Consider the following 22,242-nt stretch of genomic DNA (forward strand, 5'->3'; position numbering starts at 1 on the left):
GGTGAAGGAGCCATGGCGATCGGCGGGTCTGCCGAGATTGCCGTGTCCGGGCACGGCAACACCGTGTTCGTGGGGCAGCTGTGGCCTGATGAGCGGGTAACGCTGGATGACCTGGCCGCCGCAGGCCGGGCCCGCATGGTGCAGCGCTGGCACGCGGCCGGTGTTCCCCTCGCGGTGGCAGCCGAATTCGCTGACAGCTCGCAGCTGGGAGCCCTGCCCACAGCGGTAGCGGCCACCTTGCCGGAGACCGGTGTTGTCGTTCTGGAGGGCGGCTTCGGAGCGGGTAAGTCGCTGGCCGCCGAGCGGCAGCACCAGCAGGACATCGCCGCCGTCCGCGCCGACGCGCAGGCCCCCATTCCAGTTCACCTCGTCGCTCAGCACATTCCGGGCAACGTGATCGACGCGGCCACCCGCGCGGCACGCGCACTCGGCGATCCTGCCGCACGCGGTGTTGCGCTGGTGGTGGACGGGCTGGATGAGCCCGGTCCGATCCGCGGTAAAGAGCTGCTGGACCAAGCCCTCAGCTGGGCCGCGTCTGCGACCGGTGGGCGCTGGCGCATCCTGCTCACCGCCCGTCCCGGCCTGGAGATGGACGCCAAGTTGCGCAGGGTCATGCCAGAGCTGGCCGAAGAGGAAGCGGCGGCGCTGATGGACCGGCTCGGCGGAAGCGGCCTCGCGGTGCGCAGCCAATCGAGCATGGTGCGCAGCGTGCTGCGTCGGCCTCTGTTCGCCATCATCGGGGCGCAGCTCCAGCGCGATCGCGAGCGTCTGCCGAACAGTCCGGTGGCCTTCCTCGACGCTCTGGTCACCCGGGCGTTGCGCGATGTCGAAAGCGTCCAGGAAGAACGTGCCGAGCGGCTGTTGCAGCGGCTGGCTGCGGCTTGTGCCAGCACCGGAGGCCTGGCGGCGGCCGCTGACGTGGGCACCCCTGGCGAGGTGCGGGCGCTGCTGGGCACCCGGCTGGTGGTGCGTCTCGGCGACCGGCATCTGGCCTTCGCTCTGCCCGTGCTCGAGCAGTACTTCGCCGGCCAGGCCCTGCTGGCCGGCGGGGTGCTGGCAGAGGTGATGCAGAGCGTGGAGCTGCTGGACCGGTGGCGCTACGGGCTGGCCATGGCGATCGCCTCGGGCGGCTGGGAGTTGGTAGGCACGGTGCTTGATCCTTTGCTGCGTGCCCAGCCGGGCGTCGCGGCCTGGGCTGTCCACGAGGCCATCCCGCGTGACGTGTCGGAGGGGGAAGGCCCGTGGCCGGATCTTCCTGCCAGCGTGGTCAGCCGTCGTCTGCAGATGACGCTTGAGGCCTGGCAACGCACGCTCAGCCCGGCGGGTGACCGTATCTTCCTCTACGCGGGATGGACCGGTCCGGTGACGGTCGATGCCCGTCTGGAGGGCAACAGGCTGGGGCTGCACATCCTGCGCCGCGACGGCAACCACACTCCGGGACTCGCGATCCCGGTTGCCCATCGCTGGGCGGAACCACGTGGGATACGTCCCATGACGGCATCGGCTGGGCTGATCGCGGCGGACTACGCCGCTTGGCCCTGGCAGCAGACACTGGGCGTACTCGCCTCAGGCCTGCACACGCTGTGCGGGCGCAAGGACTTCGACCTGGCCGACTGCGACGCCTACACCAAGGAGCGCCTGTGGTTGGCGGGAGAGGGCCTGCTGGGACGTACCTCTCGTCGCTTCGCCCCGATGCGGGCGGACGAAGTGCACCAGGCTCTGCGCCAACGCCTCTACTCCAGGGGAAGCCTGCCGGTCCGGTCCGGCTACGGCCGGCAGTTCACCGCCTGGCGGGCGGAGTTGCTCCGGATCGACGAGGAACTCGCCAGCGGTCGATGGGCCGACGCCAACGGCATGCTTCACCACCCCTACGCCGTCCCCGACCAGGCGCACGGCCCTCACGCACACGGGCCCTGGGAGGCACAACAGTTCAGACTGCGCACCGAGCAGGTCCTGACCGCCGCAGTCGAGATCTACACCGCGCTCGTCGACACCTGGTTCCCCCACCTCAAGCAGGTCCTCGGCCTGGCCAGTGCCGCCCCCTTCGCACTCGGCGCCGACCTGTACTGTCCGCCTGGCGACAGCGACTCGTATGAACCGCCCCTCATGCGGCTCTCCCTCCGCCCCTCGCCAAGAGGTTCGGTCACCGTCCGTCTCGTCCCGTCAGAAGACGACCTCTACGCTCCGGTGCCTCCTGTTCCACCCGGGAACGAGCCAGCAAGGTCTCCGTGGGCACGCCCGAGTACGCCGGTGCTCAGCGAACCGGAAGTCCTCGGCGACGCGCCCGCCATCAACTACGCCTACGCCTGGCTCCACGAAGACCTCCATCGCCTCCACCTCACCGATAGTGGGCCGCGAACTCTGCGCACGGGTCTCCCGTAGCGCCTGCCCGCGGGCTTGCGCCCCAGGTCCGGGCCGAGGAATGGACTGCCTGCGGGTGCGTGCCCTCCGGTATCCAGACGGCCTGTTTGTGCCATCCGTCACTAAAGCGAGGGATGTTGACGATGTGCCAGCGCGCGGCGCCCGTGGCGGATAGGTTCGGCCCCTTGAAGGAGGGGGCGGGGGCGTCCGTTCTGGCCAGGGGGGACCTTGCCTTTAGAGGAGAGCAGCGCCGAGCAGGGTGATCTGTTCGCTGACTTAGCCGATGAGACGCGCCCTGGGCCCCTGGACTACGTGCTGCCATTTATGGCTCCGGTAGCAGCGTCCGCCAACGCGGTGACGGAGGATCCGCTGTCGCTGCGGCTCGCCGAGGCCATCCATGACGTGTTCGGTGACCTTGCCCCCGAACTGGGACTGACCCGCTCGGAGCTTGCGACGGCGTGCGCTTCGGTGGCGTCGGGAGAAGCGTTCGATGCCCGGTTCAAGGTCTTCGTGGGTCTGCGGCTGCTGGAGCGGCCCCGCGGCAAGGCCTATGAAGGGCGCTACGTCTTCAATCCGACCAGCGGAGCGGCCCTGCTGGTCTTCGAGCGGCTGGCGCAGGTTGGCGGCGTCGAGGAGATCACGACGCTGCTGGACCGCACGCATGACAGCCTGCAACAGGGGCTGCTGGATGAGGGCCAGTTGGCGGCCAAGCTGTTGCGGGCGCGGCGCGATCTGTCCATCAACACCGGGCATCTGCTGCGGCTGGTGCGGTCCAAGCCCATCGAAGAGTTGGTGGGCGAGCGTCATCACCATCGCTCGAAGGCAGTCTTGCTGACCCACGCGCATCGGCTGGTCGAGGCGGTCAGCAGCCATTTTCCGCGGCTGAGGGCATCGGGAACGCGTCTGATCGATGAGGCGCTGCGGTATTCGGCTGCGGTGGATGAGTTCTCTGACCGGTTGCTGGAGCAGGCCAGGGCCCGGCGGGACTTCACCATGCTGCAGCCCGAGCAGTATGTGTCCGCCGCGCTGAGCGCACCGGTAGATGCGCTTGCGGAGGTGTTCGCCGCCGCTGTCTTCGACCCGGCCAGTGTGGAGATTACCGCGGCGCAGGTGCTAGTGGCGGCTGAGGAGCGGCGGCCTCCGGTGCCTCGTCGGCGTCCGGCACGGCCCGCGGCGCTGCCGCCGGGCCCTGATCCGCTGGAGGTGGCCCGTCAGAAGGCACGGCAGCTGCGCCAACGGCGGGCGGCGTCCATGCAGTTGTGGCTGAGTGGCGGTCAGGAGGCGGATTTGACTGCGCCGTTGCGGGCGCTGCCGTGGCCTGCGGCGATCGCCGCGGTGGTGGACCTGCTGCAGGCGTCCGCAGATCCCACCACTCCGTATTTCGTTCAGGTCAGCGACGGCATCCTGGTGGAGCCGGCTGGCACGGTCACGTACGCCTCCCCGCTGTCGCTGTACCGCCTGCCTGAGGACGTCTCGGGTGCTGCGGATCCGGATGCGTCCGCGGAGCAGGAGGAGCGGGCGTGAACGATGACGCCTATCGGCTGGCCCGGGCGCGCGCTGTGCGGGCCGTGTCGCTTGCCGCAGCGGCCGGTGAACTGCGGGAGTTGCAGCAGGCGGCGGCTGATGTGGAGCGGCGTCTGGTGGAGGTGGCGATGCCGGGCGGTGGCCGGGGCGTCATGATGCGCTGGTTGCCTGATGTGGAGCCGGTCAGCGGTGTGGTGGCGGATCCAAAGACCCACCGGGAGGCTACGCCGTCGCAGTTGCTGACACTGGGGGCTGCGCTGCGCCTGTGCTGGCCTGATCCCGACCGCGCTGGCCCCTACCCGGGGCGCGCGGTGGCCGAGGAGGACGTGCTCGCGGCCTGCGCCCCGCCGGGCGACGGCCCCCTGCTCGAGGGCATCGCATCGATCGGGCAGACCTCTCCTTATCGCCGTGCGCTGCGGACCCTGCGTGCCTGCGGCTACCTGGCTGCCGATGTGGGGGACGGTCTAGTGCGCCTGGGACCGATGGTGGCCGCATGGAGTGAGCGGGACATCGACGAGCTGCGGCGCGGCTACAACTGTCTGCCTTGTGCGGAAAAGGAGTAGGGCATGGAGCTGACATTGCTTCAGGCACTGCCGGAACAGCGCCGGGCAGAGGTGCGGGCCGCGGTATGTGCGGTGGAGACCGCACGTCTTCCTGTGCCTGCGGCCCACTTCCGAGCGCTGGCGGAGGTGCCGCTGCGCCGGGTGGTGGAAGAAGTACTGGCAGCCTCGGGGCGGGAGCTGCTCGCTGTGGGCGAGGGGTTCTTGTCCGGCTACGACGACGCGGTCCGAGAGCGGCTGGCCGCCGAGGGGATCGGAATCCTGCCGCGTGAGGACCGCGCCGTGCTGGCGCTGGTGATGCTGTTCAGTGTCGCCGTCCCCCGGGCTCGCGGCAGCGTTCTGCCGCAAACCTTGTGGACCCAGGGCGTGCCGGTGAGCCGGGAGCGGCTGAAGGAGTCTGCGGTGTCCGACGGTGTGGTGGACGCCGCGCTGCGCCGTCTGGCCGCGGCCGACTTGGTGCGCTTCACGGCGGCGGGGATCGTGCTGGGCAGCCAGCTGCTGCGGCTGACCCCGGCGGCCCAGACAGCCCTGTTCGAGCAGTTGGTGCTGCTGGCTGAGCCGGCAGGGGCGCTCGCTGGGTCAATCTTGCGGCTGAGAGCACGCAACACATCCCAGGCTGACTGGAGCGAAGAGGCGTGGTGAACGAGTATCTGTTTGAGGAGCTCCCCCGGCTCGCCGAACATCGCGGCATCGTCGGCGACCGTCACCTCGTGGCGGTCCAGACCTTCGACATCGCCCGGCTGACCACCCACGCGGTCCCTGTGGTCCCCGAGACGTTCGTCGCCGTATCCGGGATGGGCCCCAAGGAAGACTCCAACGGTTCCGGCAAGACCTCGTTCCTCATCGCGGTCTCCCTGCTGCTGGCCGATCCTCAGTGGCGGTTCGAGTCCAACCACGGGTTGTACGCCAGCGGCATCCTGTTCAAGCCGGATGCGGCAGGGGTGGACCGGGCCCAGCAGATGCCGGCGGCCACCCACGGCTACGTGGTAGGTGTTTTCACCGGCGCTGAAAGCGATCCTGCCGCGGATGCGCTGACGGTGTGGGTACGCCTCGCCGCGTCCGCCCCCTACGTCCAGGCCAACTGGACTGAGGGCATCCATGTGGCCGACGCCTCAACCGATGCCGAGCGTGCGGTGCAGGCGGACGACCGGTGGCAGGAGCTGGGCACCGCCCGCATCCTGTCGGTGCGCCGGATGGCCGAAGAGCTCTACGGCAACGCGCCGCGATGCCTGACCTACCTCGACACCCCGCTGCGGCCAGCAGTGCCCTCGCTGCTGAGCCAGCAGCTGACCGCGATGGAACCGCACGAGATCGGGGAGGCCCTGATCGCCCTGTCCGGCATGACCCATCTGCTGGAGCAGGAGGCGGCCCGCCGCGGCAAAGCTCTGGAGCATGCCCGGGAGCTGGAGAAGGTTCAGGCCGATCACGCACAGACCATGGCGGAAGGCGAGTCCGTGCTGGAGGGTGTGCGGGCCCGGGCCCTGGCACGTGCCGCTCTCGAAGAGGGGCGCCGCGCATGGCAGCGCTTCGTGGCATCCTCCTGTCTCCAGTCCGTCCAGGCCGACCAGAAACTGGGGGCGGAGCTGGACGACAAGAACGAACAGGTGCGCCAGGCGCAGGATCTGGTCGAGCAGGCCCGCAGCCGCTTCGACGAGCTGCGGGCAGCCACCGATCTGGCCGGCCTCGCCGACACAGCCCGCCAGGCGTGGTCGGACGCCAAACAGATCACCGAGGAGGCCAGTGCGGTACGGACCTCGGCGGCTACCAGGCAAGGCCTGGTGCGCCAGGAGATGGCCAGTCTGAGGCCGCAGACCTCCCTGTGGCGGGGGGCGAGCGCCGCCGACGCACGTGTCGGCCTGGAGGAGGCCCGTGGCGGCCTGTACGGCGCACAGCGGCAGGCGGAGGATGCACACCGTGCCGTCGGAGAGGCCCGTGAGCTGATGACGGCGGTGGAGCAAGGGCGCAGCGGGGCAGCTGGCCAGGCGCTTGAGGTTCTCGCCGCAGAACGCATCACCGCTCTCGGGTTGATGGACCAGCTGCAGCTGGAAGAGTCGGCCCGTGCGGCGTGGGAGCCGCGTCTGTGGGCCTGGCGTGATGCCGTGGTGGTGCCGCACGAGTGGGCCGAACGCGCGCGGGAGACGCTGGGCAGCCTGCCCGGTGCACAGGTCATCGCCGCGGATGCTGACGACGTGGTGGGGGTGTGGCCCCAGGGAGTGCGCAGCCGGATGCCGCTCACCGGGTTCCTGAATACGCTCCAGGAGCGCATGAGCACGGTCGACGAGCCGCTGGCCGTGTGCGATCCCGGCCTGTCCCTGACGGTCCTGGGAGGATTCGACGCCCCGGTTGCAGGTCGGGCTGCCCGGCTCGTCCAGGCCAGGGCGCACCTGGAGCAGTGCAGGAGCAAGGCGGGTACGGCGGACGCGGGCGTGGAGACTGCCGAGGCGCAGCTGGAGATCGCTCAGATCGAGTACGACGCTGCTGTGGCAGCACAGCGCCTGGCCGCCCTGCAGGTGCAGGACGCTGAATTGACCGCCGCGGTGGCGGCTGCGGACGTGGATGTCACCGCCGTCCGTGGCACTGAGGAGAAACTGCAAGGGGCGTGGGAACGGGCCCAGGCCGCCCTGTCAGCCCACCAGGAGAGAGTATTGGTCGCGCAGCTGACTCTGGATACGGCCGTCAAGGCTCACAAGGAGCGGCTCAGGGAGAACGGCGCGCTGGAGAAGACCCGGGCCGAGATCGCCTGTCCGGCGTGGCTGCAGTTGTGGGGGGCCTCAGTCGAGGAGGCTGCTGAGCTGCTGGGGATGGGTGACGTCGACACGCCGGTACCCCGGCCCGGCCGGCTGCGGCGCGAGGTCGAGGACCAACTGCGCATCGCCTACGGACACTACGGCCTGCCGGACGGTGCGCTGGCTGCCGCCGAGGGCGACTTGCGTCTCGCAGGGCAGGCGCGGGCCCGTTTCGCCGAAGAAGACCCGTCGGCGCTGCCAGGAACCAGCTTTGACAACATGGCCTTGCCTTTGCAGATCCGGCTGGACGGATACGCCGAACGGGATACCGTCGTGGCCGCCCAGATCGCCGCCGACCGTGCCCTGGGCAAGCAGGCCCTGGCCGAGCTCACCGAGGGGGCGGAGAACAGTGCCCGCACCCTTGAGACGCTGCAGGACATGATCGAGCGGCATATCGACGGGCTGCTCACCCAGATCAACGACGCCTTCGACGCCCTGGACCGCCAGCGCGGCGGCGATGGGGCCCGCTTGGAGAAGGCGAGCGTGCGGCCCGAGGGCGCCATGCCCTGGCGCTGGGAGGTCACCCCCCACTGGAAACGCTCAGCTCGCGGCGGCTACGTGCATTACCGGGAGAACGCCAACGGCGCCCAGGTGAAGGTGTATGCCATCCAGCTGGTCCTGGCTGCCCTCCTCGCCGACGCCGAGACCCGCGGCCGCGTCCTGATCCTGGACGAGCTCGGCAACAGCCTGGGCGAGGTCAACCGCAAGGACATGCTCGCCGCCCTGCGCGACGTGGCCCGCCGGCAGCAACTGACCATCCTGGGCACCTGCCAGGACAGCGTCCTGGTGGATGCCGCGGACGTCTGCGACGAGCTGCTGTGGTTCACCCACGCCGCCTCCTCCGACGCCTACAACCAGCCCACCCGCGCCTGGGGATACGACCCGAACGCCCAGCGCGTGGAACTGACCGCCGACTGGATCACCGCAGGACGCTCCCATGCCTGACACCCCCACGCCCCTCCCCCGCCCTCCGTTGCTGATCGGCGAAGCCTACGGCCGACGAGAGGTGCCGCTCACCGGCCTTCCGGCCGGGGTTGTCGCGGTCACCGTGCCCCGCACCAGCAAGGACGGCAACGAGGTACTCCTGCGCGTGCCCCTCGACCGCAAACGACGCGTCAAACCCACCATCGTTGACCTCATCGCCTCCGACCCTGTCCAGGCCTACGACCCACCGCCCGGCATGTCGACCAGCGAATTGATCAAGGTCCTGTCGACCCGGACCTACAAGCGGTGGGCGACCATCGAGGCCGAGTTCGGTCCGCAGGAGGCATGGCGCACCGCGGTGTCCCTGATCCGGAGCGGGGCTGTCGTCCTGCGCTGCAAGGTCGTGAAGACCACCGGATTCGTCCCCGACTCCTGGCGACTGACACAGTCCTGGGCCCACCTGCGTGAAGACAAGCTCACACAACTACGGGGACACCCGGACCCGCTGCAGTTGCATGCCGAGCTGCTGCACGCCATGGCAGGGGTCCCCCAACTTGCCAATGAACACGCCCTGTTGGCCGCCACTCCCCCGGGCCGTACCGTCAAGGTCCCGGTAGGCAGCGCCACCGGCACCGAGGACTGGCGGGTGTACGAGGTGGCAGTCAGGTCCGCCGCGGTGTGGTGGTCCGCCCAGCCCAGATCTCGGCAACTGACCGCCAAAGCCCTGGTCGGCAAGAGCATGCGTGACACCAAGGTCCCCTGGACCCCGCCACGTCGGCAGGCGTTCGCCAACCTCGTCGGTATGCCCTTCGACCAGGCCGTGGAAGAGAGCGAGACCGAGTTGCGGATGCGCGGCCCACTGCGCTGGCGGGTCGACACCGTCATCGCCGACGCCGCGGCATGCCACCCCTGGCTGGGCCTGCCCGCCCGCGGCTTGCTCAGTCTCGGCCTGATCGACTGCTCAGCTGTGGGTGTGCTCCTCATCGAGAACGAGGACACCTTCACTGAGGTGTGCAAGCATCCGAAGATCGCCGACCGGTGGCTGTGCATGTGGGGTGCCGGCTACGCCACGCACGGGCTGGCCGCGTTCCTCAAGGCCATGGCACCGCTGCCGGTGGCCGCCTGGCAGGACTTGGACGCCCACGGCATCCAGATCATCGCCAACCTCACCGAACGCATCGGCCGCACCATCACCCCCGTCGGTATGGACGTCAACCTGTACAAGGACGGTACGAAGTACCGCCAGAAACCTGGAAAGCAGGAGGAGAACCTCAAGCTCGCCCACCGGCTCGCCGTCAGCGGTCCGCCCTCCTTGCGCGCCCTGGCCTCCGAGATCGCCCGCAACGGCGGCGACGGCTGCGAGCATGAAACCCTCTACGACGAAGTCCTGCCGACCCTGGCCGACATACTGAACCAGCTCACCGACGGCTCCACCGCGACCAGGCTGGCTGAGGAAGCACCCGGACGCGCAGACACCGCGTGATCACCGCCTCTACAGTCCCCTTCCATGAGCTTGGAATCGATCAACTGGGGTGACGCGCCCACCTGGGCCGGCGCCATATTCGCTGCAGCCGCAGCGGCCTTCACCTTCATCACACTGCGCAGCCAGCGCCAACAGCTGGACGAGCAGCGCGTTTTCATCGGCGAGCAGCTGGTGAATCTGCAGGCGGAGCGTGATGCGCTCGTAGTTGCGGCACAAGACCGGCGCTCCGCTCAGGCCCGCCAGGTCACGCTGCGCACCCGGCTGGTGATCGGCCCCGACGGGCCGGACGCAGCCGACGGCTGCTATCTCCAGGCCGTCGTGAGCAACAGCAGCGACCGCCCCATCACCGATGTCGACGTCGAGTTCGGTGATCTCACTGCGGATCAGGTTCAGGCGACCCGTGTACCGGATCACCGAATCGTCGATGCACCGTGTGGCATCGGCCCGCGGCAGGCCTACCAGTTCGCCTCCAAGGACTCCTCGATGGACCGCGTCGAGGAGATCGCCGTCACCACCGTCTTCACCGACGCGTCCGGCGTGACTTGGCGGCTGACCGACGACAACTTCCTGTCGGAAATTTGACTGCCAACCCGCCGCATCAGCACGCCATGGTTTGTCGCTCTGGCTCGACGTGTGTGGTGTGTTCGCCCCCCAAGGCGTCAGGCCACAGCCGATTCGAACGTGAAGTTGCAGAGAGCGGAACGTTGAGGCACACGGGTGTCGGTGCGTTCGGCAACGCAGCACCACCAGGCTTGCGGTAGGGGGCGTGGACATGTTCCGTTCTGCGATGGGGCATTGGTCGAACAGCCCCTCCTGAAGACGCTGCCGGATGAGCCGTTGGCACCGGCGGCAGCTCGTCTGTCGAGGCGGCAAGGTGGAGTACTTCGTGGCGGTACAGCGAGCGCCGGTTTGCTGCACCTGTCTCGCACCGGACACCCGTAGGTCCACGGTCGCCCGGAAGACGTCGTGTGGTCTGGCCACGCTGCGCCATGGCCAGACCTGTGGGACACCGTAGACCGGGACAGCCCCACATCAGGGAGAACCGCACTGCAGGTGCTGGACTGCTGGGGCGCCCCGGCCCGTTTTCCCCGATCCCAGACCCTTGAGCCCCTGCACCCCGCGCCGAACAGCACCGGCCGGACCGCATTCGATCCCAACGACGGCAAGACCACCTGCTTCAGTGTCACCTGGTTCCCATCTCGACGGCCATCCGTGGAGGCCCATAGGCGTTCTCACAACATCTGCGGCAGTCTCAATCGACTTGCAGGATCGCAGTTCAGGCGTGCTCCCCTCCCCCGAACCACCCCTCAAGGCTGTCTCAGCACATCTGCAGGACCGCAGGTCACAGCCGTCCGGCTACCGCAACATCGATGAGACCTCACAGGCGTCACCGTCCTCCATGTCAGTTCCCCTCGCGCGGCGGGACCTCGTGTACGTGCCGAGCGCATGCGATCGCCTCCCGCCTCTTGCAGGAGCGCTTGGTTCACAGCGGCGGCGCGACCCTGCGCAGCAGCCGTCCCAGCAAAGCCCGGTCGACGGCCGCGTCAGCGGTGGTCAGCAGCGCGTTCTGCAGGTGCGCGGTCAGAGCGGCCCACATGCGGAACGTGCCGTGGGCGCACGACCGGTCGATCCACGCCAGATCCGGGGCCGGGACGGTGCGCCACAGCGGATGGAAGCCGGTCACCACGGCCGGCACTTCCTCTGCGGCCAGGCGCGGAACCTCCTGCCACGCGCCGACCCGCGACGCCAGCTGCGGCAGTCGGGACAGCGCCCGTTCGCTGCCCGACCCGCACAGCACCAGCGTGATCCGCGTGCCGGGGTGGTCCCACAGGCTCTGCAGGTACTCCAGGCACGGCACAGGCAGGCGCTGCGCCTCATCGACCACCAGCACCCGCGCCTCACCCAAAGCCCCCGCGACCACGGCGTCGGCCCGCGCCGACGTGTGCGGGAAGCGGCCCGGCAGCGCCAGAGCGTCGAACACCGCCCGCCTCACGCCGGACACCGACGGGCGCACCGGCACCGGCACCCACGTCACCTTCCAGCCCGGCGGGACCTCGTGGAGCGCCATCCGCACGGCCGCAGTCTTGCCCCGGCCCGGGTCGCCGAACACACACACCGCGCCCTCCGCCGCCATCGCCTGCCCGATCGCCTCGGCCACCGCCCGCACCGACGACGTCCCCACCAGCTGCGCTCCGGCTGGCAACGCCACGCCCGTCACCGCACCGCTCTCCCCCGACGACAGGACTTCGGACGCCGCCGGCACGGAGTGCGGCGGCCGGCGCGCCGCCGCCTTCGCCGCGCCGCCCTCGCGCGGCCCAGCCAGCGCAAGGTCAGCCAGCGCCTGCCGTGTCCGCTGCTCCTCCCGCGCCCGCCGCACCACCACGCGGTCCGGCAGGACCCTTCCGGCCTCCAGGTCCCGGCGCACCACCCGGTACAGCGACGCCAGCGACGGCACCTCTCCCCCGGCATCCTTCAAATGCCGGTGCAGCACCGACACGTTCCCGCCCGCCTGTGCCAGCACCTCCCACACCTGCTCGGACAACTCCAGCCGGGCCCGCGGCCTGCGCTCCACACGGCCTTCCGTCCGCGCCGCATCCAGCCAGCGCCACACCGTGCGCACATTCACCCCACCGACCTGCGCGCCCGCACGCACGTGCGCCGTGGTACACGCCCCGGCCGCCTCGAGCTCGAGCAGCCGCGCGACCAGCACCGGCCTGGACACCATCAGCCCCGCCGTGACCTCACCCCACACGCCCGGCTCCCCCACCCCACACCCTTCCGACGCACAAACCCGACGCCGACCACCGTGCCGCCGCCCGGCCCCCGAAGGATCAGAAGTGCCGTTCCCATGACAGCGGAGCGGAGCGGGGTGTACCGCCCCATGACAGCCGCGACGACACCAGACACCGCCCCATGTCAGTGACCGCCATGCTCAACACCCCACCAACAGTGAAAACACCCTGGCCTGACATGCCGTCACTGACACCCACCCACTGACACCAAACCGGCACATCGCAGGGGCGGCCCCTTGGATCAGAAGCGGGCGCGGTGCCTTCGCGGGGTCCACACGGATGACCAGGACCATCAGGCCGTCGGTCCCCGGGAGGGGTACCGGGATGATCTCCGGTACCCAGGGCGGCTCCAGTTTCTGATGGCAGCCGTTGACCACCTGGACGATCGTTGGCTCCGGAACGCCGGTGATCCGGTCGTCCACGTTGCGCTCGGTGACGCCGACCAGGATGAGGCCGCCGTAGCTGTTGGCCATCGCCGCGACCGAGTCGGGGATCTTGGACGCGTAGCTTTCCTTGTACTCCAAGGTCAGGCTTTCGGGCTGACCGACGGCGACAAGCTCGCGGACGCGCTCCAGGGTCACGTCCTCGGAGCGGCAGGCGAACAGGGAAGCGGTAGACGTCATACCGGCCGCCTCTGCGCTGGAATGCTGTGGTTCGAAGGTGTCCACCTGGTCAAGCTAGCGAAGCAGGAAGGCGCCGCGCCGCGAAATTCCCGCTGTCCGCGGCGCGGGCGCATCCTCCCCGGCCGGCTCTTTGCCCGCCGGGCGGCCGGTGGTCTGGCGGGCTGTCCTGGAGGCGACTTGCCGGGTCAGCGGCCGACCGGCTCGGGGTAGCGCTCCCTGCGGCGATACGGGTCATCGACACCGATCTGCCGCCACGGCTCGCCGCGCTGGATGGCAGGCAGCGTGATGGCGAGCACGGGGACGGTGATGCCGCGCACGTTGTGGGCGAGCGCCTTCAGTCGGTTGTCGAGCAGGTGCTCGGGCTTGCCCGCCAGGACCACGTGCAGCGTGGGGAATTGCTCGCTGCGCGTGTAGCGGTAGCGCGACCAGAAGGCGTACGTCTTGCCGATGGTGCCGCGGGCGCCCTCCCAGATCCGGTGCCCGGCATAACGCTCGTAGTCCCAGACCTCCTTCGCGAGGCGGGCCTGGCTCATGGTGCCGTTGTCGAGCTCGAACAGCCGCACCTCGCTGGAAGCGGTGGGCAGCGCGAGGACAGCGTCCGTGTTGAAGTTCAGGCCGGTCTCCTTGATGCGGTGGCTGACCTCTACCTGCCAGGAAGCCAGGTGCTCGCGGCCGCCGTAGGCGAGGATCATGTCCGTCACCGCGACGCCGTGCGGACCGAGGCCGGCCTTCACCCCGTCGGCGCCGGTTCCGGCCGTCGGCGCAGCAGCAGTTCTCCCCCGTTGACGATGGTCTGCTGTCCGTGCCGGGTCAGGTTCCAGATCTTCTCCTTGTCGATCTTTCCGTTCGTCTCCGCCAGGCCCTGCTCTTCGAGCTTCCGCATCGCCCTGCGTACGTAGGAGCGTCCGTCCTTGTCCCCGGCCGTGATCACCCGGGCCATCTGCGACGCCGTGGCGACCCGTACGCACCCCAGCATCCGCAGAGCATCCGCGCGGACCTTCGGCGATGTGGGGGTGGAAGAAGGAGACCTCTGGCCTGCCGCTGACACAGCAGGCACAGACAGAGATGTGTCGGCGTTCACGCGGGCCCGTGCGCGGGGTGTGTGGCCTGCGTCTTCGCCGTCGGCCGGCGAATCGTTCACGGCACTGGACACGGCACTGGACTCCGAGCCGTATCCGGGCGGCCGCGTACCCCTTGTCCGGCCGCCCCGCGGGCTTTTGGTGTACGTCATCGTCTCGTCTCCTTCGCTGCCCCGCCGCCGTGGCGGTGGTCGAAGGAGCAGCGTGAAGACGACCCCCTTGTCCGCGGTCTGTTCGCGGCCTTGAGTACAGCTCGCCAAGGGGAAACACCCGGCCACGGCCATCCCGCCGTTGCCGACCCGGTCTCGGCAAGAGGCCGTGGACGGCCTCTCTCGGACCTCATGTCGGCCGTGGTCAGAGCCGTGCAAGGCGCAGGTACTGCGACGGACAACAATGCGTTGCTGGCCGAGCAATGCTCACGTCTGGTGGGTACCCATCACGCGGGCGATGGTCTGGTGGAGAGCAGTGCGCAGCGGAGATATCTCCGTCTTCCAAGCCTCTTCGCATGCCTGAAGGGGCATCGCTTGCCCCCTGACCTGCCTCAAAATGTCCTCGCACTTCAGCTGGATGTGCCTGCCAATGCGGACTACCTCAAGAGGCCCGACCTCCTGGATTTGATGATTTGCGTCGTGAATCCCGTCGTAGATCTCGCGCAGCTTGCTCTGATCTTCACCGTTCAACAGGGACGTACGAAACTTGGTCAACTCGGACCGGAGGTGGTCGTACGCAGTCCATCGCGCGGCAACCAACCTCCGGATGCGCTCGGCCTCCGCCTGACCGTCTGCAATCTCCAGTGCTGCGCGGTGGTTCGCCTCAGCCTGCTCCAGCGTTGCGCGGTGCGTCGCATCGGCGACCGCCAACGCCGTCCGATGGGTCGCTTCCGCAACCTCCAACGCGGTCCGATGGGTCGCTTCCGCTTGCTCCAGAGCAGTGCGCTTCTGCCACCGAGCTATCAGCACGCTCACCGGGATACCTGCGGTAGCAACGATCGCTGCGGCGCCAGAGAGATCCATGACAGAACATGGTGACGGATGGTCGGAGGAGCATGACACCAAATAGGTGGAGGTCTGCTGCGTGTCGAGCTCGCGACTCCTTCGCGGGAGGCTGCAACGCCCGGCATCACTCATGAAATCCGCAGGTGAGTGATTGGCTCCGGCGGGGCGGTGCGCATCCGATGCGTTCATCGTGCGCACCCGGTGCGGCGCCGTCGTTCACCGCCAGACGTTGGAGTGCCGGAGCCGGGACAGGGCGCGCGCGTCGCGGGCGCGGCCGCGCTGCCGATGCGGCTCTGCCGGGCACCGGCCGTCGGGACTGCCCGGATGCGTGGCGGCGGATCCCAGCCGCCTTGAGCCGCTTGCGCTGCTCGCGCAGGTCCTTATTCTTCTGCTTCTTCGTCTTCGGCTTCCGGGGCCTCTTCCAGAGGGGCTGATAGGTCGAAGCCCCGTACGTGACGCCGCGCTCCTGGATGGCTTCCTCCACCAGGGCGGCGATGGCCCCGAGCGTCGGTCGACGGGCGGTGTGGTCACGTGACTCCTCCAGTGGGTTTGTGGGAGCCCGGCCGAGACTCGACGCCGGAAACCGACTGCATCCATGAACACTCCTGTTTATCCGAACTAGCCCAGACTGCCTGGCGGGGCCGAATCGCAGTCGAGTTGCTCAAAGTAGCGGGCAATAATCTCGAGGCCAGGGAGCATTCGGGCATGTCGCGCTGCCAACTCCGGCCGGCCTGGTCGCCCTCCAGCGGGCGTCCGGAGACGGGGGAGAATGCAGCACATGGATGACGCGTTCACACTCCTTCGCCAAGCCGTCGTCCTGCTGCCGGAGGAGGCAGCGGCAGAGAACGGCCAGACGGTCGGGGATGTGCGCGATGAAATCGGGCGCCAGGAGTGGGAGATGGTGCTCGGCGTTCTCATCGAGATCGGGGATGTCCACCCCGTGTCCGTGGACTTCTGGGACCTCCTAGCCGAAGCTGCTCGGCAGATGATGCTCGACCGCAGCCGTCGTTGGTGCGAGTGGCGTGGCTGGGAGGTCCAAAACGGCACCGTCCGGGCGACCCTGAGCCTGGTGAGTGCAGAGGAGGGCTGCCGCCGGACTGCTTTCGCCGCAGACGGACGGATCCGGCCGATGTGGGACATCGGCAACCGCAATGCCGACGGGGAGCGAGAGCTGAACATCGCAAGGCTGTGGGTGGAGTATGCGCAGGAGCTCGGCCCGGGAGAGACCGCCGACGTTCGGCTGGCTCCCTTGTGCCCCGAGCAGTGGAGGCATCTGAAGTGCGGCGATGTGATCACCATGCACGAAGCCCGACCTGTTGCTGGAACGGCTACCGTGATCGAGATCCTGTCGCCGCACGCCTGAACTAATCTCGTGGTCCCAGGTGCTCGGTCGGGCACGGCCTATCCGGACCACGGGATGGTTGCCCGAGTTCAGCGCTCAGTGCTCTGCCCGGAGTGGATAGTGCGCACGGCGAGAACAGGATCAAGAGCTGGGATGAGGGCCCTGGTGACAGCGTCCACAAGATGAGGTGGTGCGGGGCCGGTCTGCAGGGTGGTCACGTATTCGATGACTTCGCCGTGTGCCAGTTCTGGAACGTGCTGTCGCAGCAGGTGCATAGCCATGCTCCGTCCCTGGGCCGCCGCAGTCTGGCGGATCTCGTCGTGCAGGTCGTCCACGGCGGTCCGGACAGGCATCTTCCGGATGCGGCTGCGGTAGTCGGCCTCCCAGGCGCCGATGGCGGCGGACACTGGCCCGATCTGGTGGAGACCGCCGTCGACACGGTCGACCAGGTAGGGTCCGTTGCCGCCCAGCATGTGGCTCAAGTCCCCGGTCCGCAGGTACTCCGCGCTCTGGTAGTAGACGATCCAGACGAGTTCGTGTTCTTCGGCCCCGGACACCACCAGCTGTCCTGAGTATCGGCGGTTCAGGTCTTCCTGGGCCGCCCGAACGGCGAACTCGCGATCGATCATGCGCGGCAGCATCTCGCACGCTGCCGCGCATGGACAGCGGTTATTCGCTCCGCTTGTCGGCGTACACCTCTTTTTGCGCAGGGCAGTACAGCCGAAGGTGCTCAGCCCGGTCGGCCGCGACGAGGAGGCTCGGCGTAATCGGGAGGCGATACGGGCGGCGGGTACGGAACACTTCCCAGAGTGATCACGATGCAGCCCGTCCTGGAGATGTACGCACCTGACGGCTTCGATCTTTGGCCTGTCGCTGACTTCGAGCCGTTCAGCTTCCTGCGCCTCAGCGGGGAGCTCTCACCCGCCGAAGTAGGGGCGGTCGTGATGCGCATCGCCGACTACAACGAGGCCGACTCGGATGGCGATCACACACCACGGCCAGCCAACGCTCTCGGCTCTTTCTTGCGCGGACTGCTCACGCTTGAGGACGACATCGTCGCGCCGGGCGGTCTGCGAGTCATCGACACATCCACGAGCGTCACCTTCCTGCCTGGCTGCTGTGACGGGCTGGAGAGCTGGCGCGACTGGCATCGGTTCGCCGACGACGGCAACCCGCTTGGATTCGGCCACGATCCCGTGTCACCGCTTGCGGAGCGCTTCGGCGGCATTGTCAGACTCACTGTCAACGCAGAGCAGCGCGACAGTCCGGTGATCACACTGCCCATCACCGAGCTCCACCACCTACTCGCCGGCGCCGAGCGCGACTTGGCTGACTTCCTCGCACTGGCAGCCGACTGGGCATCCGGGCACTTGCCTGACTACTGCGCTCCCGTCACAACCGCTCTCGCCCGCGTTCTCGACCTGCCCGGTCCGGCCGTCCCACCAGAGTCGTAGGACGGCCGGAACCGCCACTCCGTCCGGCGTGCCGGCGGAAGTCGGGCATGCCCAGGTGGACGGTGGACGGTTGCGCTGCACGCTCGCGCATGGCTTCCAGTTTCTGCGCGGCGGCGGCCATGGTGGTCTCGATGGCGGCGACTTCGCCGAGCCATCCCTGCTCCTTGGCCTCCTGGAGCCGGTCGATGAGGTTGGTGTGGATCTCCTGGAGGCGTGGCATCTGGGCAGGATCCACGAGCAGTAGGGGGCATCTGACACAGGCTTCTCTGAACTAACTGAATGCCCTCCAAGTGAGGGTCCACGGTAGGCACTTCGCTTCCGGCGAGGTGCTCTTCACCCTTGCGCCCGAGGCCGTGTCAGGCTCCTGTTAGGGTCCGCGCCGTGACCACAACCGATCATCTGCTCGCATTGATCCGAGACACCCCCGGCATCGCTGACCTGCTGCATTCGTCCTTCGAGTTCGGCATCTTCCGCAACGACCACGGCGAGGAGGTCCGAGCGGCCTCGGGTGCCGCGCTGGAGCCCATCGCTGGTGACTGGGCTGGCGGAACCTTCTTCCTGAGCCATGACGAGGGCGGGCGCCGACCTGTGGTGTATGCGAGCTCTGAGGGACAGGGCGGCGTGATCGCTGACGACTTGAAGGCCGCGCTAGAGACCATCACTGGCCTGGCTGTGTGGCAGGACTGCCTGAAGTTCTCCGGTGGCGGAAGCTTGGAGGCTATGGCGGCCGCCGCTGCGCTCCTCGAAAGGGACCTGGTTCGTGACGAACCCGAGATCGACGAGCACCGGGACCGCGTCGCCGCGGCGCTGTCGTTGCGCCGGGTACCCGTGCCTGAACTCCTCGCCCGGCTGCGAGATGCAGTGACCAGCACCGAGCCGGGCCACGTTGTGGTCACCGAGTCGGGCGACGAGTACGAAACTCTCTTCGGGACGTTCCTGCCCGCCGACAACCCGGGCTGGCGATGATTGGTGGCTGGGCCCACGGTGTCAGGCATTGCCTTCTGACGGTTTCGGGCCCGTGACGGTCGGCTCGACGATGTGGCCGATGTCGGGCATACCGAGGTGGACGGTGGGACGGCGGTCCAGCTGGGTGAGTTTCTCCTCTGCTCCAGCGAGGCTGACTTTCAGCCCTTCGACTTCGCCGAGCCAGCCCTCACGCTCGGCCTCAGCGGCCCCGACCACCCCAACACCCTCGCCACTCGGGCCAACCTCGCCAACTGGCAGGGGGAGGCCGACGATTCCGCGGGTGCGGCGGCCGCCCTAGCCGAAATGCTGGCCGACCGGCTTCGGGTATTGGGCCCCGACCACCCCGACACCCTCACTACCCAGCGTGACCTCGTCAACTGGCGGAATCAGGCGTTGAGGACATCTGACTGACAACTGGCCGCCTGGGAGTACCACAGATCGAACCGGGAAAGGATCAAAGTCAGTCAGGCATCCACGCAGGTCAGCGCATTCCGTCGGTGACTCCCAAGGACGTCCCGGTCGCTTGATCAACTCCTCGTTCAGAGAAGGGGTTGACCCGTCTCAGCGAAAGTTGAGCGATTCTCGCTGAAGGTTGAGTGCTGGATATGTCCCTCGCTCTCCCTGCGTTGGCGGGTTTGGTACTGCTTCTGGACAACGGCACCAGACGGGGCATCCTGTGCTTACCGGCTTTTCCCGCTCATACTGTCGGACCGGCCGGGGAGGGGGAGCAGCATGGACGCCGACGACCGCACTGGGCCGCGTCAGTGGACCACCACGTCGCCTGAGCATTTCGACTGGTTGGCCCGCGCAGTGCTGAGGGCCGCCCGCGACGCGGCCCGGGAGCTGCGGCGGGAGTCTCCGGACCCGGATCGACGGACGTGGGCCCTCGGTAAGCTCGCGGGCCAGATACAGGCAATGCTGGGCCCCGACCTGCCAGACCACCCGCCGGCCGGGGCCGCAGCGCAGGAGGAGTTCGTCCGCACTGCCCTCGCTCTCGCCGTGCAGGTACGCGCGCACAGTTGGGCGATGGCCGACCTCGGCCCGCTCGGAGTGTTGGGCCAGGCCGACGTACCGCACCCCGGGGAGCGCCAGGCAGCTGACGCTTTCGACGTCCTCGGTCGGCTGATGCTCCCTGACTCCTCGTCCGAGGGCTGGACCGCCACCCTCGTCACCGACCTGGCCCGTGGTGACGAGAAGCTGGAGGCGGTGGTCAAGCTCGGCAAGTACGTCCTGCACCCCACCTTCCTGGCCCTTGCCGACGACGTGACCGGCGTCACCGGCGAGGCCTTGCACAGCATCAATGTGACCCGCCTGTACGATCTGACGCGCTTGCTACGGCACTACTCGGACCCCCGACCGCCCCACCCCGCCGCGGTGCAGGTGCCGACCTCCGCCGTCGGCGTACCGGAGCCGACGTCCTACAGCCAACCCGTGACGCAGTCAGAAAGCCCTGGCTCGAAGTTCGACGACCCCCTGCCGATCTATCCGCCCCACGTCACGCTCATGAGGTCGCCAGACCCCTACACCCCGAAGGGTCGCCGCTCCATCTTCGGGAAGGTGCCGGAGGTCGGCGAGAATCGGGTGATACCGCGCGCGCCCAGCCCGGATCAGAGCGAAACCGGGATACCCGAGGTGCCGGTGCTCGGCGATAAGCGGGCGAGAGCGTTCGCGCCCAACCCTGATCAGAGTGAAACGGTGATGGGCCCCCTCGTGGACGAGCCCGACGACTTGGACCCCGACATCCCCGGGTACCGCAACCTTCGCCTGGATGAATGAGCCGTTCGGCTTCTGACCAGCACCGCTGGCGCTCACTCCGGACGTGTTCCTTCTGGGCCCCTGCGGACAGGCACTCAGTGTTTGATGAGAATGCTCAACCTTCGCTGCGAGGGGTCAGGGGTCCCGCAAATCGTCTGGCGCCTCATCGGCACCCATGACGTCCTCGCCGGACCCTGACCCGGCCGAAGGCCAAAGTCCCTGTTGGTCAGCCAGACGCCAGCACCGCGTCCACTCGGGTCTGGATGGTTTCAACGATCGCCCGGTACTGGGAGTCCGTCTTCTGTTGGAGCGAGGGGTAGTTGAAGGTGGCGAACCGCAGCTCGATCAGGCCGGTGCGGGCTTCATCGTCCAGCCGGATCCAGTTCCCGAACTCGTGCGGCGGGTAGATCGCATCGAGGTGGTGGGCCCGCGCGACGGGCAGACCGAATTCAGGGTCGGTCAGCGCGTCGACCAGTTCCTGCTTTCGGTACTTGACGCCGGTCCGGTGATCGAGGTCGAGGCACCACCTCACCGGTCCCAGTCCCCCGTAGCCGCGGATCCCGAGACCCCGGTAGCCGCCGACGTAGTCGGCGGGCACGATTGTGTGGAAGAGGGCGACGCGGCGCAGCAGGCCGCTGGTGCACCATGCGCCGGCCTGGAAGTTGCGGGACCACTCCCCCATGTTCCATTGCTGCTCGAAGCCGAGCTCTTCCTCGGACCATCGGTCCGGTCCCCTCCACAGCGGCCGCCAGGCGAGTTCGGAAAGGATGATGTCGAGCGCATCCGCCTCTGCCCGCTTCCACACGCTGGCGGGCAAACCCGTCAGCCACGCCGATGTCGCCCGGCCGGACTGGTGGATCTCGATGCCGTTCTTCGTGCGCTGCCAGATCCGTAGACCGGGCATGCCGTGAACCTCGCCGCCGGGCTCGTACGAGGGAAGGATCGTGCGGAGGATCTCGTGCGCGCGCTTCTCGCTCTCCACCTCCAGCTCGATGGTGTCAATGCCGGGGCGCACGCGGCGGATCCCGAAGGGGTAGGCCGTGAAGTCGTAGCGGGAGTCGAGGATCTGGTGGAAGAGGTCAGCCTCGAAGCGGAGCTGTTCACCGGACGGGGCCGGGATCGGCGACTGCCCGGCGCGCAGCTGCGAGCGGGCCTGGTCGTACGTCTCGTTGGTGTAGAGGCGACGGCGGTCGGCGAGACGACTGATCCGGTCACGACGCATCAGGAGGTCCTGTTCTCCGTACCGTTCGGCCGCCGGTACGGCGATCGAGCCGTTCCCGAGTGTCTGCTGCGTGCGTTGCCGTGGCGTGAAGCTGGACTCCTTCGCTCCCCACTGCAGGACGCTCAACGGGCCGACAGCATCCAGGGAGAACACGGCCCAACCATGGCCGCCAGCAGGCAGCGTAGCCAGAGGTCGTATGCAAGCGGCGCGACATCACTCGAACGTGGACGGGGCTTGCCGGATCAGTGTCAGTCCGTCCGAGCACAGAGGGGCTTTAGAAGCTGTTTCTGATCCCGACCTGTCAAAGGCGATGGGAACGCTTCGGTGATGGTTCATGGCAAATCCTCGGGTTGGGGCTATGGCTGCCGATGAGCAG

At 68.3% G+C, this 22,242-nt stretch carries 20 protein-coding genes; 12 read left to right on the forward strand and 8 right to left on the reverse strand.

The window, feature by feature from the left end:
• Positions 1–12: 12 nt before the first annotated feature.
• The 7 genes from ACIPC1_RS39295 (at position 13) to ACIPC1_RS39325 (ending at position 10,220) form a co-directional block, all read left to right on the forward strand.
• On the forward strand, positions 13–2,382 hold the full coding sequence (locus tag ACIPC1_RS39295; protein ID WP_402526357.1) for a hypothetical protein: 2,370 nt from the start codon (positions 13–15) through the stop codon (positions 2,380–2,382).
• Positions 2,383–2,715: 333 nt separating this feature from the next.
• Positions 2,716–3,885 carry a hypothetical protein gene (locus tag ACIPC1_RS39300; RefSeq protein WP_402526360.1) on the forward strand — a complete coding sequence of 390 codons (1,170 nt, stop codon included), beginning with the start codon at positions 2,716–2,718 and terminating at the stop codon, positions 3,883–3,885.
• On the forward strand, positions 3,882–4,448 hold the full coding sequence (locus tag ACIPC1_RS39305; protein WP_402526363.1) for a hypothetical protein: 567 nt from the start codon (positions 3,882–3,884) through the stop codon (positions 4,446–4,448). The genes ACIPC1_RS39300 and ACIPC1_RS39305 overlap by 4 nt, the downstream gene beginning before the upstream one ends.
• A 3-nt stretch (positions 4,449–4,451) precedes the next feature.
• Positions 4,452–5,087 carry a hypothetical protein gene (locus ACIPC1_RS39310; protein ID WP_402526365.1) on the forward strand — a complete coding sequence of 212 codons (636 nt, stop codon included), beginning with the start codon at positions 4,452–4,454 and terminating at the stop codon, positions 5,085–5,087.
• Positions 5,084–8,176, forward strand: coding sequence for a hypothetical protein (locus tag ACIPC1_RS39315; protein WP_402526368.1), 3,093 nt, complete (start codon positions 5,084–5,086; stop codon positions 8,174–8,176). Before ACIPC1_RS39310 ends, ACIPC1_RS39315 begins: the two co-directional genes overlap by 4 nt.
• Complete coding sequence (locus ACIPC1_RS39320) at positions 8,169–9,638, forward strand: Wadjet anti-phage system protein JetD domain-containing protein (protein WP_402526371.1); 1,470 nt, start codon at positions 8,169–8,171, stop codon at positions 9,636–9,638. The genes ACIPC1_RS39315 and ACIPC1_RS39320 overlap by 8 nt, the downstream gene beginning before the upstream one ends.
• A gap of 24 nt (positions 9,639–9,662) precedes the next feature.
• A complete protein-coding gene (locus tag ACIPC1_RS39325) occupies positions 9,663–10,220 on the forward strand; it encodes a hypothetical protein (protein WP_402526374.1) in 558 nt (185 codons plus the stop codon).
• 901 nt (positions 10,221–11,121) lie between these two features.
• Here the strand turns inward: ACIPC1_RS39325 and ACIPC1_RS39330 are convergent.
• The 5 genes from ACIPC1_RS39330 to ACIPC1_RS39350 form a co-directional block, all read right to left on the reverse strand.
• Positions 11,122–12,390, reverse strand: a complete 1,269-nt coding sequence (locus ACIPC1_RS39330; RefSeq protein ID WP_402526377.1) for an AAA family ATPase — start codon at positions 12,388–12,390, stop codon at positions 11,122–11,124.
• A 180-nt stretch (positions 12,391–12,570) separates the two neighbouring features.
• Positions 12,571–13,053, reverse strand: a complete 483-nt coding sequence (locus ACIPC1_RS39335; protein ID WP_402526380.1) for a helix-turn-helix domain-containing protein — start codon at positions 13,051–13,053, stop codon at positions 12,571–12,573.
• A gap of 185 nt (positions 13,054–13,238) precedes the next feature.
• The gene (locus ACIPC1_RS39340) at positions 13,239–13,787 is read right to left on the reverse strand and encodes a replication-relaxation family protein (protein WP_402526383.1); all 549 of its coding nucleotides are present in this window, start codon (positions 13,785–13,787) and stop codon (positions 13,239–13,241) included.
• The gene (locus ACIPC1_RS39345; protein ID WP_402526386.1) at positions 13,784–14,029 is read right to left on the reverse strand and encodes a replication-relaxation family protein; all 246 of its coding nucleotides are present in this window, start codon (positions 14,027–14,029) and stop codon (positions 13,784–13,786) included. The genes ACIPC1_RS39340 and ACIPC1_RS39345 overlap by 4 nt, the downstream gene beginning before the upstream one ends.
• Before the next feature lie 519 nt (positions 14,030–14,548).
• Positions 14,549–15,145 (reverse strand): hypothetical protein, encoded by a 597-nt coding sequence (locus tag ACIPC1_RS39350; RefSeq protein WP_402526389.1) that lies wholly within the window; start codon positions 15,143–15,145, stop codon positions 14,549–14,551.
• Between the two features lie 760 nt (positions 15,146–15,905).
• Between ACIPC1_RS39350 and ACIPC1_RS39355 the strand changes: the two genes are divergently transcribed.
• Positions 15,906–16,490 carry a hypothetical protein gene (locus ACIPC1_RS39355; protein ID WP_402526392.1) on the forward strand — a complete coding sequence of 195 codons (585 nt, stop codon included), beginning with the start codon at positions 15,906–15,908 and terminating at the stop codon, positions 16,488–16,490.
• A gap of 68 nt (positions 16,491–16,558) precedes the next feature.
• Here the strand turns inward: ACIPC1_RS39355 and ACIPC1_RS39360 are convergent, their stop codons facing one another.
• Positions 16,559–17,098, reverse strand: coding sequence for a YrhB domain-containing protein (locus ACIPC1_RS39360; protein WP_402526395.1), 540 nt, complete (start codon positions 17,096–17,098; stop codon positions 16,559–16,561).
• Between the two features lie 189 nt (positions 17,099–17,287).
• On the opposite strand from ACIPC1_RS39360, the gene ACIPC1_RS39365 reads away from it, so the two are divergent.
• Positions 17,288–17,923: a hypothetical protein gene (locus ACIPC1_RS39365; protein WP_402526441.1), complete on the forward strand. Its 636-nt coding sequence runs from the start codon at positions 17,288–17,290 to the stop codon at positions 17,921–17,923.
• On the opposite strand, the gene ACIPC1_RS39370 is transcribed toward ACIPC1_RS39365, so the two are convergent.
• On the reverse strand, positions 17,862–18,143 hold the full coding sequence (locus ACIPC1_RS39370; RefSeq protein WP_402526397.1) for a hypothetical protein: 282 nt from the start codon (positions 18,141–18,143) through the stop codon (positions 17,862–17,864). The genes ACIPC1_RS39365 and ACIPC1_RS39370 overlap by 62 nt on opposite strands.
• A gap of 161 nt (positions 18,144–18,304) precedes the next feature.
• On the opposite strand from ACIPC1_RS39370, the gene ACIPC1_RS39375 reads away from it, so the two are divergent.
• The 3 genes from ACIPC1_RS39375 to ACIPC1_RS39385 all read left to right on the forward strand — a co-directional run bounded on the left by ACIPC1_RS39375 (position 18,305) and on the right by ACIPC1_RS39385 (position 20,665).
• Positions 18,305–18,889, forward strand: a complete 585-nt coding sequence (locus ACIPC1_RS39375) for a hypothetical protein (protein WP_402526400.1) — start codon at positions 18,305–18,307, stop codon at positions 18,887–18,889.
• Positions 18,890–18,961: 72 nt separating this feature from the next.
• Entirely contained in the window at positions 18,962–19,300 is a 339-nt protein-coding gene (locus tag ACIPC1_RS39380) for a tetratricopeptide repeat protein (protein ID WP_402526403.1), read from the forward strand.
• Between the two features lie 321 nt (positions 19,301–19,621).
• Entirely contained in the window at positions 19,622–20,665 is a 1,044-nt protein-coding gene (locus tag ACIPC1_RS39385; protein ID WP_402526406.1) for a hypothetical protein, read from the forward strand.
• Between the two features lie 205 nt (positions 20,666–20,870).
• Here the strand turns inward: ACIPC1_RS39385 and ACIPC1_RS39390 are convergent, their stop codons facing one another.
• Complete coding sequence (locus ACIPC1_RS39390; RefSeq protein ID WP_402526409.1) at positions 20,871–22,019, reverse strand: hypothetical protein; 1,149 nt, start codon at positions 22,017–22,019, stop codon at positions 20,871–20,873.
• Positions 22,020–22,242: the final 223 nt, after the last annotated feature.

This window comes from Streptomyces sp. NPDC087263 (assembly GCF_044744645.1).
In the GTDB taxonomy this organism is placed as follows: domain Bacteria; phylum Actinomycetota; class Actinomycetes; order Streptomycetales; family Streptomycetaceae; genus Streptomyces.

Bases quoted from the DNA above. Each gene is read 5' to 3' on its own strand.
- ACIPC1_RS39295 (WP_402526357.1), top strand. From the start codon at position 13: ATGGCGATCGGCGGGTCTGCCGAGATTGCCGTGTCCGGGCACGGCAAC.
- ACIPC1_RS39310 (WP_402526365.1), top strand. From the start codon at position 4,452: ATGGAGCTGACATTGCTTCAGGCACTGCCGGAACAGCGCCGGGCAGAG.
- ACIPC1_RS39320 (WP_402526371.1), top strand. From the start codon at position 8,169: ATGCCTGACACCCCCACGCCCCTCCCCCGCCCTCCGTTGCTGATCGGC.
- ACIPC1_RS39325 (WP_402526374.1), top strand. From the start codon at position 9,663: ATGAGCTTGGAATCGATCAACTGGGGTGACGCGCCCACCTGGGCCGGC.
- ACIPC1_RS39335 (WP_402526380.1), bottom strand. From the start codon at position 13,053: ATGACGTCTACCGCTTCCCTGTTCGCCTGCCGCTCCGAGGACGTGACC.
- ACIPC1_RS39345 (WP_402526386.1), bottom strand. From the start codon at position 14,029: ATGCTGGGGTGCGTACGGGTCGCCACGGCGTCGCAGATGGCCCGGGTG.
- ACIPC1_RS39350 (WP_402526389.1), bottom strand. From the start codon at position 15,145: ATGGATCTCTCTGGCGCCGCAGCGATCGTTGCTACCGCAGGTATCCCG.
- ACIPC1_RS39355 (WP_402526392.1), top strand. From the start codon at position 15,906: ATGGATGACGCGTTCACACTCCTTCGCCAAGCCGTCGTCCTGCTGCCG.
- ACIPC1_RS39360 (WP_402526395.1), bottom strand. From the start codon at position 17,098: ATGATCGATCGCGAGTTCGCCGTTCGGGCGGCCCAGGAAGACCTGAAC.
- ACIPC1_RS39365 (WP_402526441.1), top strand. From the start codon at position 17,288: ATGCAGCCCGTCCTGGAGATGTACGCACCTGACGGCTTCGATCTTTGG.
- ACIPC1_RS39370 (WP_402526397.1), bottom strand. From the start codon at position 18,143: ATGCCACGCCTCCAGGAGATCCACACCAACCTCATCGACCGGCTCCAG.
- ACIPC1_RS39385 (WP_402526406.1), top strand. From the start codon at position 19,622: ATGGACGCCGACGACCGCACTGGGCCGCGTCAGTGGACCACCACGTCG.